Annotated in this window: 13 protein-coding genes; 8 read left to right on the plus strand and 5 right to left on the minus strand. The window is 67.4% G+C overall.

Features of this window, described 5'->3' with window-relative positions:
• Positions 1-35 precede the first annotated feature (35 nt).
• The 5 genes from IAE58_RS18165 to IAE58_RS18185 all read left to right on the plus strand — a co-directional run bounded on the left by IAE58_RS18165 (position 36) and on the right by IAE58_RS18185 (position 4799).
• The gene (locus IAE58_RS18165) at positions 36-884 is read left to right on the plus strand and encodes a MurR/RpiR family transcriptional regulator (RefSeq protein WP_108751957.1); all 849 of its coding nucleotides are present in this window, start codon (positions 36-38) and stop codon (positions 882-884) included.
• A 13-nt stretch (positions 885-897) separates the two neighbouring features.
• Positions 898-1677 (plus strand): hypothetical protein, encoded by a 780-nt coding sequence (locus tag IAE58_RS18170; RefSeq protein WP_233615037.1) that lies wholly within the window; start codon positions 898-900, stop codon positions 1675-1677.
• A complete protein-coding gene (locus IAE58_RS18175; protein WP_199934510.1) occupies positions 1674-2972 on the plus strand; it encodes an amino acid permease in 1299 nt (432 codons plus the stop codon). The genes IAE58_RS18170 and IAE58_RS18175 overlap by 4 nt, the downstream gene beginning before the upstream one ends.
• A gap of 121 nt (positions 2973-3093) precedes the next feature.
• On the plus strand, positions 3094-3438 hold the full coding sequence (locus IAE58_RS18180; protein WP_199934511.1) for a hypothetical protein: 345 nt from the start codon (positions 3094-3096) through the stop codon (positions 3436-3438).
• Positions 3439-3632: 194 nt separating this feature from the next.
• Complete coding sequence (locus IAE58_RS18185; RefSeq protein ID WP_199934512.1) at positions 3633-4799, plus strand: PQQ-dependent sugar dehydrogenase; 1167 nt, start codon at positions 3633-3635, stop codon at positions 4797-4799.
• Between the two features lie 57 nt (positions 4800-4856).
• On the opposite strand, the gene IAE58_RS18190 is transcribed toward IAE58_RS18185, so the two are convergent.
• The 4 genes from IAE58_RS18190 to folB all read right to left on the minus strand — a co-directional run bounded on the left by IAE58_RS18190 (position 4857) and on the right by folB (position 9498).
• Positions 4857-5384, minus strand: a complete 528-nt coding sequence (locus tag IAE58_RS18190; protein ID WP_199934513.1) for a hypothetical protein — start codon at positions 5382-5384, stop codon at positions 4857-4859.
• A 111-nt stretch (positions 5385-5495) separates the two neighbouring features.
• Positions 5496-7670, minus strand: a complete 2175-nt coding sequence (locus IAE58_RS18195; protein WP_199934514.1) for a glycoside hydrolase family 3 N-terminal domain-containing protein — start codon at positions 7668-7670, stop codon at positions 5496-5498.
• A gap of 138 nt (positions 7671-7808) precedes the next feature.
• The gene (locus IAE58_RS18200) at positions 7809-9080 is read right to left on the minus strand and encodes a mechanosensitive ion channel domain-containing protein (RefSeq protein ID WP_199934515.1); all 1272 of its coding nucleotides are present in this window, start codon (positions 9078-9080) and stop codon (positions 7809-7811) included.
• A 64-nt stretch (positions 9081-9144) separates the two neighbouring features.
• Positions 9145-9498 (minus strand): dihydroneopterin aldolase, encoded by a 354-nt coding sequence (gene folB, locus IAE58_RS18205; protein ID WP_108751949.1) that lies wholly within the window; start codon positions 9496-9498, stop codon positions 9145-9147.
• Between the two features lie 502 nt (positions 9499-10000).
• On the opposite strand from folB, the gene IAE58_RS18210 reads away from it, so the two are divergent.
• On the plus strand, positions 10001-10654 hold the full coding sequence (locus tag IAE58_RS18210) for a hypothetical protein (RefSeq protein ID WP_199934517.1): 654 nt from the start codon (positions 10001-10003) through the stop codon (positions 10652-10654).
• A gap of 65 nt (positions 10655-10719) precedes the next feature.
• On the opposite strand, the gene tsaD is transcribed toward IAE58_RS18210, so the two are convergent.
• Complete coding sequence (tsaD, locus tag IAE58_RS18215) at positions 10720-11745, minus strand: tRNA (adenosine(37)-N6)-threonylcarbamoyltransferase complex transferase subunit TsaD (protein WP_108751947.1); 1026 nt, start codon at positions 11743-11745, stop codon at positions 10720-10722.
• Between the two features lie 166 nt (positions 11746-11911).
• On the opposite strand from tsaD, the gene rpsU reads away from it, so the two are divergent.
• Both rpsU and IAE58_RS18225 read left to right on the plus strand, forming a co-directional pair.
• Positions 11912-12127 carry a 30S ribosomal protein S21 gene (gene rpsU, locus IAE58_RS18220; RefSeq protein WP_002808376.1) on the plus strand — a complete coding sequence of 72 codons (216 nt, stop codon included), beginning with the start codon at positions 11912-11914 and terminating at the stop codon, positions 12125-12127.
• A 136-nt stretch (positions 12128-12263) separates the two neighbouring features.
• Positions 12264-12707: a GatB/YqeY domain-containing protein gene (locus IAE58_RS18225; RefSeq protein ID WP_108751946.1), complete on the plus strand. Its 444-nt coding sequence runs from the start codon at positions 12264-12266 to the stop codon at positions 12705-12707.
• The last annotated feature ends 65 nt before the right edge of the window (positions 12708-12772 follow it).

Genomic DNA, 12772 nt, shown 5'->3' on the forward strand with positions numbered 1-12772 from the left:
CCTATGCTCCAACGCACGCCCCCCGGACGCCCCCCATGCCGCCCCTGCTGAAAATCCGCGCCGAGCGTGGGCAGATGTCGGCCATCGAACGCCGCATCGCCGATTTCATCCTGGACAACGCCCACCTGCTGCGCGATTACTCCTCGCAGCAGCTGGCCAGCGCGCTGGGCATCAGCCAGTCCAGCGTGGTGAAGTTCAGCCAGAAGCTGGGCTTCAAGGGCTACCCGGACCTGAAGTATTCCATCGGCCAGGACGTGGCCCGCGCCGGCACCGCTGCGCCGCAGGCCCCGCATGAGCCCGAGGGCGGCGACGATTACCAGCGGCTGGACGATGCCCTGCAGCGCAGCAAGGCGCAGGCCGAGGAAGAAACCCGCGCGGCCAATCCACGCGAGGAAATCGAACGCATCGTGCAGATGCTCGATGGCGCGCCCAAGCTGTTCGTGTACGGGCTGGGCGACGACGGCCTGTACGCGCGCGAATTCGCCATGCGCCTTTCGCTGCTGGGCCTGCTGGTGGTGCCCCACACCGACCCGGTGCTGCTGCTGGCCAACCTGTCCGCCGCGCGGCCCGGCGATGTGCTGCTGGTGTTTTCCGAGTTCGGCCACCTGCCGCAGCTTTCACACCTGTCGCGGCAGTTCCAGGACATGGGCGGCAAGGTCGTTTCGATCACCCGCCACACCGCCAACCCGCTGCGCGCGCACGCCGCTGCGTCGCTGGTGGTGTGCGCGCACGACCGCGCACCGCAGGTGGCGCAGCTGCTGTACCGTAGTGCCATGCACGCGCTGCTGGATTTCCTGTTCGTGCTGCTGTGCCATGCCAATCCGGATCGCCAGCGCCAGCTGGCGGTGAACCTGGAGCGGATCGACCACCTGTTGGATTCCTGACCGGAGTGCCTGCATGAACCGCTTGTTCCGTCGTGCTGTCAGCGTGGGTCTGTTGATCCTGCTGCCGCAGTTGCCCGCCGCCGCCCTCAGCCCGCTGCCGCCGCCCCTGGCGCACAGCAACCAGCTGGTGGTAGTGGTGACTGACGACTGGGATGCCACGCAGGGCAAGCTGCAGGCCTACACGCGCGGCGCCAAGGGCTGGCAGCCGCAGGGCCCGGCATTCGACGTGGCGATCGGGCGCAAGGGCAGCGCCTGGGGTCTGGGCCTGGCCGCCGCGCCGATGGACGGCCCGCAGAAGCAGGAAGGCGATGGCCGCAGCCCGGCCGGTGTCTTCGCCATCGGCAGTGCCTTCGGCTACGCGGCCAAGGCCAGCACCGGGCTGACCTATCTGCCGATGCAGCAAAGCAGCTACTGCATGGATGTACCGGCATCGCCGTACTACAACCAGCTGGTGGACGCGCGCGAGGTGGGTGCCGAGGCGGTAAAGGATTCCACCGAGCCGATGCGGCTGGATCTGCACAACAAGGGCGACGTGCGCTATCGACAGGGCTTCATCATTGCCCACAACGCCGGCAATGAACCTGGCCGCGGCAGTTGCATCTTCGCCCATCTGTGGCGCCAGCCCGCCGAGGCCACCGCCGGCTGCACCGCCATGACCGCCGCGCACATGCACACCCTGCTGGCCTGGCTGAAAGATGACGCACAGCCGCGCTTCGTGCTGCTGCCGCGCGCGCAGTACCTGCACTACCAGGACCGCTGGCAACTGCCCGCACTGACGGGGGCACTGCGTTGAGCGCACAGGACGAACCGCAACTGCAGCGCGCGGTCAGCCGCTGGCAGATCGTCGGGCTGTCGATCAACGATGTGATCGGCAGCGGCATCTACCTGCTGCCAGCCGCCACCGTCGCGCTGCTCGGTCCCTTCAGCCTGTGGGGCGTTGTCGCCGCGGGCATCGTGGTGGCCCTGCTGGTGCTGTGCTACGCGCAGGCCGCCAGCTACTTCGATGAACCCGGTGGCAGTTACCTGTACGCGCGCGAAGCCTTCGGCCGTTTCGCCGGCTTCGAGATCGGCTGGATGATCTGGCTGACCCGCATCAGTTCCGCCGCCGCACTCAGCAATGCGCTGGCCGATGCCGTGGCGCGCTTCTGGCCGTGGGCCGGTGCCGGCGTCGGCCGGCTTGCGGTCATCGTGCTGTCGCTGGGCTTCCTGACCGGGGTAAACATCATCGGCGTGCGCTCGGCCGCGCGCACCGGCATCGTGCTGGTGATCGGCAAGATGCTGCCGCTGCTGCTGTTCGTGGCCATCGGCGCGTTCTACATCGATCCGCAGCTGGCCTTCTCCGGCCAGCGCCCCGATCCGCACGATCTGCAACGCATGGGAGAAGCGGCCCTGCTGCTGCTGTACGCCTATGCCGGGTTCGAGAACATTCCCGCCGCCGCCGGTGAATACCGCAACCCGCGCCGCGATATTCCCTTCGCGCTGATCACCATGATCGTCACCGTCACCGTGATCTACGGTACGGTGCAGCTGGTCGCGCAGGGCACGCTGGCCGGCCTGGCCAGTTCGGCCACGCCGCTGGCCGATGCCGCCGCCGGCTTCGGTGGCGAGGCGCTGGCCCTGATCCTGACCGTGGGCGCCACCATTTCCATCCTGGGCACCAACAGCAACACCATGATGATGGGCCCGCGCTTCCTGTTCGCCCTGGCCCGCGATGGCTACGGACCGAAGGTGCTGGCGCAGGTGCATCCGCGCTTCCGCACCCCGGCGGCCGCCATCCTGTGCCAGGGCGTGATCGCACTGGGCCTGGCGCTGTCGGGTTCGTTCGTGCAGCTGGCCCTGCTGTCGATGACCACGCGCCTGTTCGCCTACATGGGCACGGCGGCTGCAGTGCTGGTGCTGGCCAAGCGCTTTGCCGACCGGCCCGGCGCCTTGAAGCTGCCCGGTGGCCCGCTGATTCCGGTACTGGCGCTGCTGCTGTGCCTGGCCCTGTTCGTCAGCGCCAGCTGGCAGAACATCGCCGCCGCGCTGATCGCCTTCGCCATCGGCGCGGTGATCTACAAGCTGCCGCGCAAGACCGACATCGCGTGATCGGGGCCGCCGGGCATTGCCGGGCGCTACCGTGGGGATACCTGCTCTTCACGTAACCGGCCCGGGCTGTTAACCGCTGCCCGGGCACGATCAGGCTTCATCCCCACACGGAGCCTGACCGATGCCCGATTACCAGATTCCCGGCCGCGTGCCGGATGACAGCACCCCGCGCCAGGCCGTTTTCGATTACTGGCGCGACCGTTACACGGCCGAACCGTATTACGACGATAGCCTGCTGTTCGACGACTACGAGCCGGCCTACCGGATCGGGCATGCCGCACGTGTGCATGAGACGCGGGCTGACGCGATCATCCGCGCCTATGAACAGGTTGAAGCGGAGCTGCAGGGCCGTTGGGCTGCTGAGCGCGGCAGCAGCCGGCTGGAATGGGAACAGGCCCGCGCAGCAGTACGTCGCGGCTGGGATGAAGCCCATGTGGCCGATCCCCGTCTTGTGCGCAGCCGCTGATCGGCCCCGCCGCTGATCATGTAGAGCCGAGCCCATGCTCGGCTCTTTTTGTATGCGGCACGGCCACACCGCTGCCGGGGAGCCGGCCCCCACGCTCGGGTGATTCTGCGCGACAGGACCTTTGGACCACGCGACCGTACACCGCCGTGGTGTACAACGGGGCTTGGCCATCCGCATCCCCGTTGGAGATACCCATGACCCGCACGCCCCTGCTGCTCGCCCTCGGCCTGTTGCCGATCCTTGCCACCACCGCCTGCAGCGCCGCCGGCCCGGACACGGCAGCCACCTCCGCAGCCGCCGCAGCGCCGGCCAGCACTGGCGAGCGCCCGTTCACCGCCACCGAAGTCAGCCGCTTCGACCAGCCCTGGGCCATGACCTTCCTGCCCGACGGCAGCCTGCTGGTGACCGAAAAGCGCGGCAAGCTGCAGCACTTTGATATCGCCAGCGGCGCCAAGCATGAGATCCGCGGCGTGCCGAAGGTGGCCTACGGCGGCCAGGGTGGCTTCGGCGATGTGATCCTGCATCCGGACTTCGCCCGCAACAATGTCGTTTACGTCAGTTATGCCGAAGAAGGCACGCTGGACACACGCGGCGCGGCCGTGGCCCGTGCCACCCTGGCACTGGATGCACAGGGCGGCGGCGAGCTGAAGGATCTGCAGGTGATCTGGCGACAGACGCCGAAGGTCAGCGGCCAGGGCCACTACGGCCACCGCCTGGTGTTCGGCCCGGATGGCAAGCTGTGGATCGGGTCCAGCGAACGGCAGAAGTTCGATCCGGCGCAGGACATGGGCAGCAACCTGGGCAAGATCGTGCGCCTGAACGACGATGGCTCGCTACCGGCCGACAATCCCTTCGCATCGCAGGGCGGCGTGGCAGCGCAGGTCTGGTCGCTGGGCCACCGCAACATCCTGGGCATCGCCTTCGATGGCAACGGCAAGCTGTGGGCGCAGGAAATGGGTCCGGCCGGTGGTGACGAGCTGAACCTGATCCAGCGCGGTTCCAACTACGGCTATCCCATCGTGTCCAACGGCGACCACTACGATGGCCGCCCGATTCCCGATCACGACACCCGCCCGGAATTTGCCGCACCGAAGGTCACCTGGAACCCGGTGATTTCCCCGGCCGGGTTGATCTTCTACAACGGCGCGCTGTTCCCGCAGTGGAAGGGCAGCGCCTTCATCGGCGGCCTGTCGTCCACCTCGCTGGTGCGCGTGGCCTTCGACGGCGACACCGCCCGCGAGGCCGAGCGCTTCAACATGGGCGAGCGCATCCGCGAAGTGGAACAGGGCCCGGACGGTGCGCTGTGGCTGCTGGAAGATGGCAGCAAGGCACGCCTGCTGAAGCTCACGCCGAAGGCCTGATCACCCGGCAATGCGCAGATGGAACGGCCCCGCATGCGGGGCCGTTTCGCTTTCCATTTACTGGATGGTGATGACCTTCACTTCGCTGCGCGTGCACGCCGCATCCAGGCACGTGCCGTTCAACCAGACCTGGCCATCGCCAATCATCACGCCCTGCTGGTTCACGAAGACCTTGCCGAAATCCTGTTCGGACACGGCCTTGACCACTGCCGGGGTGATGATGGTCTCGTAGTTGCGCTGGAACTCACCCGGGCCGGTGATCTTCCTGCCGCCGGCAACATTGAGCGGGAAGCGCACTTCTTCCACGACGGCCGCACGGTCGCCACCGACCACGGCGGTCTTGAACGCGTTGAACACCTTTTCGTACTGCGCGGCGTCGCCCAGCACGCTGTCGATGCGGGCACGCGCGTCGTCGGCGCTGGTTTCAGCCGGCGCGACCGCGGGGGCGGCGGGTTCAACGGCAGGCGTGGGCGCGGCCGCGGCGTCCATCGGCGGCGGTGCGTCGGCCGCGGGTTCGGCCGGCGCGGGCGGCTGCGAACAGGCCGCCAGCAGCAGGGCCGGCATCAGGAAAGCAATCTTGCGCATGCGCGGACTCCATCGGATCGAAAGCCCGATGGTAGCGCCGGGCCACGCCCGGCGTGTTCGTGCATCGTGAGCATGGCAACGCCGGGCATGGCCCGGCGCTACCCTTCGCGATCAGGCCTTCAGCAGCTCGAACTGCACCGCTTCGCCGACAGCCGACGAAGCACACACCCACACGTCGAACTGGCCCGGCTCGGCACGCAGCACGCCGTCGCGGCCGGTGAACGCCAGCTGTTCGCGGGTCAGGGTGAACACCACCTCGGTCGATTCACCCGGCTGCAGGGCCACCTTGCGGAAGTCCTTCAGTTCACGCACCGGGCGCACGCGGCTGGCCACGCGGTCGTGGATGTACAGCTGCACCACTTCTTCGCCGGTCACGCGGCCGGTGTTGGTCAGCGTGGTGGTCACGGTGAGGGTGTCATCCCAGCCCAGCTGCGCGGCGCTCAGCTGCGGCACGCCGTAGGCGAAGCTGGCGTAGCCGATGCCGTGGCCGAACGGGTACAGCGGCTCGTTCGGAATCTCGCGCCAGCGCGCCTTGAATTCCGACATGGTCGGCAGTTCCGGGCGGCCGGTGCGCGGGTGGTTGTAGAAGTACGGCTGCTGGCCGGACACCTGCGGGAAGCTGACTGGCAGGCGGCCGGACGGGCTGTAATCGCCGAACAGCACATCGGCCACGGCATGGCCGGTCTGCGTGCCCAGGTACCAGGTAACCGCCACGGCGTGCGCATTGCGCACCGCGCCCTGCAGGGCCAGCGCGCGACCATTGCGCAGCAGCACCACCAGCGGCTTGCCGGTCATCGCCACGGCCTCGGCCAGCGCCTGCTGTGCCGGCGGCAGGGTGATTTCCACGCGCGACTGCGCTTCACCGCTGTAGCGCTGCGGTTCGCCCAGTGCCAGCACCACCACATCGGCGCGCAGCGCAGCGGCCACGGCTGCTTCGGTGCCGCCCGGGACGGCCGCTTCCAGTTCACAGCCCGGCACGATTTCCAGCAGCGCTGCATCGCCGATGGCCGCGCGCACGCCGGTTTCCAGATCCACGTAGCGCTGCTTGTCGCCGAACAGGGTCCAGCAGCCTTCAATGTTCTCGCGGTCCTGCACGAACGGGCCGATCAGCGCGATCTTCTGCCCGGTCTTCTGCAGCGGCAGCACGTTGTCGCAGTTGTTCAGCAGCACGATGGAACGGCGCGCGGCGTCGCGCGACAGTTCGTCGTGGGCGGCGATGTGCGAGGTGTCCGCTTCGCGCGCCGGGTCCAGCGAACGGTACGGGTCGTCGAACAGGCCGATGGTTTCCTTCAGCCACAGGATGCGGCGCACACCTTCGTCCAGCACGGCCATCGGCACTTCGCCGCTTTCCACCAGGCCCGGCAGGTGTTCGGCGTAGAAGCCGCTCTGCATGCTCAGGTCCAGGCCTGCAGTGAACGCCTTGGCGGTGGCATCGCGGTCGTCGGCGGCATAGCCGTGGGCGACCAGTTCCATGTCGGCGGTGTAATCGGAAATGACCACGCCCGGGAACTTCCACTCACCACGCAGGATGTCGGTCAGCAGTTCGGCGTTGGCACTGGCCGGCACGCCGTTGATGTCATTGAACGAGGACATCACGGTGATCGCGCCGGCATCGAAGGCGGCCTTGAACGGCGGCAGGTGCACGTCGCGCAGGGTCTGCGGCGAGATGTCCACCATGTTGTATTCCATGCCGGCCATCACCGCGCCGTAGGCGGCGAAATGCTTGGGCGTGGCCAGCAGCGAATCGGCGGCGCGCAGGTCGCTGCCCTGGAAGCCGCGCACGCGGGCGGCGGCGAACGCACAGCCCAGCACCACGTCCTCACCGGCGCCTTCGGCACCGCGGCCCCAGCGCTGGTCGCGGGCGATATCCACCGCCGGTGCGTAGGTCCAGTGCAGGCCGGCTGCGGTGGCCTCGATGGCGGTGGCACGGGCGGTGCGCTCGGCCAGGTCCGGTTCGAAGCTGGCTGCTTCGCCCAGCGGGATCGGGAACACGGTGCGCATGCCGTGGATCACGTCGGCGGCCAAGATGACCGGAATGCCCAGGCGGCTTTCCTCGGTGGCCACCTGCTGGATGCGGCGGCCCAGTTCGGCGCCCACGCCATTGAACAGCGAGCCGACCTTGCCCTCGCGCACCTGCTGCAGCACCTGGTCGGCGTTGCGCACGTTCGCTTCCGGGTTCACGTCCGGCGCGAACGGACGCACCATGTCGGCGAAGACACCCAGCTGGCCGACCTTTTCCTCGACGGTCATCTGGGCAATGAGGGATTCGATGCGATCGGAGGCCACCAGCTGTCCTTATGAAAACGTTTACAAGCCCGGCATTCTAGCGTTCCCGGGCGGTTTGGCGAGAGGTTTCTGCGTTCAGTTTCGTGCGCCCGCCCACAGTCTGGGCGTTCCATACGGGTGCGGACGCGAGCGTGCAGCTTACTCCGAGCCGGCCTGCTGGCGCTGCCCGGCCATCAACATGGCATCGCTGGAGGCTTGGAACACGCGCAGCGCGAAGGCCGGCAGGATGGCCAGCAGGTGGTCGAAAATGTCCGACTGCACCGCCTCGTACTCGGCCCAGGCGGTGCTGCGGGTGAAGCAGTACAGCTCCAGCGGCAGGCCTTCGGTGGTCGGCTGCAGCTGGCGCACCAGCAGAGTCATGTCCTGGTGGATGCCGGGGTGGTTGCGCAGGTAGCGCTCCACGTACACCCGGAAGGTGCCCAGGTTGGTCACCCGGCGGCTGTTCACATCGGCCACGCCCTGCTCGCGCAGGCGCCCGTTCCACTGCCCCAGCTCCTGTTCCTTCTGCTGCAGGTAGTCGCCCAGCAGGGCGAACTGGCCCAGGAACTGCAGGTCGCCGTCATCCAGGAAGCCGACGCTGTGCTGGTCCAGGTACAGCGCGCGCTTGATCCGGCGGCCGCCGGCTTCCTGCATGCCACGCCAGTTCTTGAACGATTCGGTCACCAGCTTCTTGGTCGGAATGGTGGTGATGGTCTTGTCGAAGTTCTGCACGGTGACGGTGTGCAGGGCGATGTCGATCACGTCTCCATCGGCGTTCTGGCTGGGCATTTCAATCCAGTCGCCAATGCGCACGCGGCCATCGCCACTGATCTGCACGCTGGCCACCAGCGACAGGATGGTGTCCTGGAAGATCAGCATGAGCACCGCGGTTGCCGCGCCCAGACCGGTCACCAGCGGCCCCAGCTTCACCCCCAGCAGGGTGGCCAGGATCGACAGGCCGGCGGCCACGAACACCACGATCTTGACCACCTGCAGGTAGCCCTTGATCGGCTTGTTGCGGGCATCGGGCTTGCGCTCGTACAGGTCGTTGGCCGCGTCCAGCGCGTGTGACACCGCCAGCGCCAGGGTCAGCACCGCCCAGGCGGTACACAGCGCCACCACGCCACTCACCAGGCGCGGCGGCAGATCGGGAATCAGGGCCACGCCCGAGGCGATCACCTGGCTGGGCACCACGTTGGACAGGCGCGCGATGACCCGCATCAGGTGGCTGCCACGGCCGGTATCGGCACCGGGCAGGCGGCTGATCAGGCGCCGCAGGCCGCGCAGCAGGATGCGTTTGGTCACCCAGTTGGCCAGGCCGGCGGCGATCAGCAGCGCCGAAATCATCAACGCCAGGTAGGCGCCGGGATAGGGTTCCAGTGTGTTCTGCAGCTGGTCCAGCCACTGTACCGCCACCACCGCGTCCACCATTCGTTGTCTCCTTGTTGCTGTGTCATGCAGGCCGGCCGGCGGCCGGCGGAAAAACCCGCGTACGTCAGTCGCGCGAACGCTCGATGATCACGCCCACCGCCCGCGCGCCGCGCACCGCACCGGGCTTGCTCAGCTTCAGCCGCAGCCACTTCACCTCGAACTCGTCCAGCACGATCTGCGCGCAGCGCTCGGCCAGCGTTTCCACCAGACCGAACTCCGATTCGCGCACGAACTGCTCCAGGCGCTTGCTGACCGCCTTGTAGTTCAGGGTATGGGCAATGTCATCGCTGGCGGCCGGGCGACGGTTGTCAAAGCCCATTTCCAGATCGAACACCAGGTCCTGGCGGATGCGCCGTTCCCAGTCATAGATACCGATCAGGGCGTCGATGGTCAGCCCTTCGATGAAAACCTTGTCCATTGCGGTTACCAGCCGAATACAGACGGCCATGGTACCGGCACGGCGGTGAGCCTGCCCGGAACGGGGGGTGGCGGTGGATGCAGCGGAAAAAACAAAGGGCCCTGCTAGCGGGGCCCTTTGGTACTACCGTTTGTCCCCGGGGGGAGCTGTTGAACAGCCGCGGATCCCGGTGGCGCAGCATTCGAAATTGAAGCACGTCAGGCCTGCTGATCAAGAGGCGATTACGACGATGCCGGCGCCTCAAAAGACAAAGGGCCCTGCTAGCGGGGCCCTTTGGTACCTCTCAACGTCCTCGGGGGGAGCTGGAAACCAGCCGCGAGTCCCGAAGCACACACTGCAGATATTGAAGAGCGATCGCCACGCCGTCCAGAGGCATTCACGACACACTGGGAGAACCCCGAATGCTCTTGGGAATTGCGCTGTGCAACAGCGTGGAGTTGCCTGATATCACCGGCCCGGTGTACGGCGCACGCTGGTGGCCCACAACGTGGTCCTGCCGCCAATGAAAGAGCAACGGATTCTGCAAGCAGCACTCTCCCGGCCCCGCTGGGCGACCTACAAACATCTCGCACACCGGCATTCTCTGGATGCCGCCTCGCTCTACGTCTGGAACATGCAGATGTGCGGCGCACTTCTTTCGCCTCTGCACGTCTGCGAGATCGTCATCCGCAATGCGGTCGCCGCGGCACTGGCGCATGCCTTTGGGCCGCGCTGGCCCTGGCATCCTGCACTGCTGCAGCGGATGCCAGCAGATGGCGCATTGTCTGCCTTGCAGGATATCCATAGGCGGGCGTATCGTCGGATGGACACTCCAGAGATCATCGCCAGCCTTCGCTTCGCGTTCTGGCAGCAGCTTTTCACGCGGCGCTTCGAGGGAGCCATCTGGGCTCGGGGCTTGAAGATCGCGTTGCCCAACGCGCCACAGTGTCCCCTCAACGTGGTCCGCACAAACATCCATGCCGACCTCGACCGCATCCGCCACCTGCGCAACCGCATCGCCCACCATGAACCCATCCTGGAGCGCGACATCGGTGCCGACCTGGCCGCGATCGGACGGCTGATCCATGCGCGCTGCCCACATACCCTGGGCTGGCTGCAGCGGCATGAGCGGGCGACGACGGTGCTGGCCGCATCGCCGTTGGGTGCCCGTCCGTAATGCGTCCGCCGGGCATGGCCCGGCGCTACCGGCGCGCGTGGTTTACGCCGCCGGGAAATCGTCGTTCACACCGCCGGCAGGGTCGCCATGTCCCAGCGCGGGGTCACCTCGACCTTCGGCGGGTTGTGCTGCCCGGCCTGCAGCCGCAGCGCGCCGGCGAAGGCGATCATCGCGCCGTTGTCGGTGCACAGCGCCGGGCGTGGGAAGCAGGCACGGCCGCCCAGGCGTTCGGCCATCTGCTGCAGGCGCGCGCGCAGGCGCTTGTTGGCGCCCACGCCGCCGGCCACCACGATCACGTTGGTGCCGGCCGCTTCCAGTGCGCGCTCGCACTTGATGCTCAGCGTTTCCACCACCGCATCTTCGAAGCCACGGGCAATGTCGGCGCGGGTCTGCTCGCTCTGGTCGCTGTCACGCCAGGCCATCAGGACCTGGGTCTTCAGGCCGGAGAAGCTGAAATCCAGCCCCGGCCGGTCGGTCATCGGCCGTGCGAAGCGGTATACGCCGGGCGTGCCCTGCTCGGCCAGCCTGGCCAGCTGCGGCCCCCCCGGGTACGGCAGGCCCATCATCTTGGCGGTCTTGTCGAAGGCCTCGCCGGCCGCGTCGTCCAGGGTTTCGCCCAGCAGGCGGTACTGGCCGATCGCATCCACCGCCACCAGCTGGGTATGGCCGCCGGACACCAGCAGGGCCACGAACGGGGCCTGCGGCGGGTCGTCTTCCATCAACGGCGCCAACAGGTGGCCTTCCATATGGTGTACGCCCACTGCCGGCACCTCCAGCGCCCAGGCCAGCGAACGGGCCACGCCCGCCCCCACCAGCAGGGCGCCGACCAGGCCGGGGCCGGCCGTGTAGGCCACCCCATCAATGTCGTCCACGCCCAGCCCGGCCTCGCCCAGGGTCTGGCGGATCAACGGCAGCAGCTTGCGCACGTGGTCACGGCTGGCCAGCTCGGGCACCACACCACCGTATTCGGCGTGCAGGGCGATCTGGCTGTAGACCGCATGGGCGCGCAGGGCCGCGCTGCCGGCCAGGTCGGTGTCATACACCGCCACGCCGGTCTCATCACAGGAAGATTCGATGCCAAGGACTCGCATGCCTGCTATTATGACGCCCCTGCCGTTCCCTCGGGGACTGTGCAGAACCCTCTGCAATCGAACCACCGGCCCGTATTCAGGGTTGGCCGCTTGCAGTTTGTCTTTTCGCCGCTATAATGTGCGGCTCGCCGGGCGTGACCCGGTTCTACTGTGTCCCGGAGATTCCATGCCCAGCGTCAAAGTCCGCGAGAACGAGCCCTTCGAGTTTGCTCTTCGCCGCTTCAAGCGCACTTGCGAAAAGGCCGGTGTGCTGGCCGAAACCCGCAAGCGCGAGTTCTACGAAAAGCCGACCCAGGAGCGCAAGCGCAAGGCCGCCGCTGCTGTGAAGCGTCAGCTGCGCCGCTCGTCGCGCGACGTCACCAAGCGTCAGCGCCTGTACTGATCGGACGCATCTTCATTGCGGCGGGCTCGTCCTTCCGCAGTGGAGTCGAAGCCGGCACGCGCGAGCGTTGCCGGCTTTTTGCGTTTCCGGGCCCGGGCATCCGCCCTGCCCCACCACCATCACCTCGAGGTTCCTCATGAGCATGAAGCAGCAGCTCACCGAAGACATGAAGGCCGCCATGAAGGGCGGCGAGAAGCACAAGCTGGGCGTGATCCGCCTGATCAACGCCGCCATCAAGCAGAAGGAAGTGGACGAGCGCATCGAGCTGGATGACACCGCCGTGATCGCCGTGCTGGACAAGATGGTCAAGCAGCGCAAGGACTCGGTCAGCCAGTACGAAGCGGCCAACCGTGAAGACCTGGCCGAGATCGAGCGCGCCGAGATCGTGGTGATCGAAGCCTACCTGCCGGCCAAGATGGGCGAAGCCGAAATCGTGGCCGCCATCCAGGCTGCCATGGCCGAAACCGGCGCCAGCACCCCGGCCGACATCGGCAAGCTGATGGGCGCGCTGAAGCCGAAGCTGGCTGGCCAGGCCGACATGGGCCTGGTGTCCAAGCTGGTCAAGCAGCAGCTGTCGTAAGCCAGCATTGCATCCGGTAGCGGGGGGGGGGGGGGGGGGGGGGGGGGGGGGGGGGGGGGGGGGGG

It is taken from the genome of Stenotrophomonas sp. S49 (genome assembly GCF_016624905.1).
Lineage (GTDB): Bacteria > Pseudomonadota > Gammaproteobacteria > Xanthomonadales > Xanthomonadaceae > Stenotrophomonas.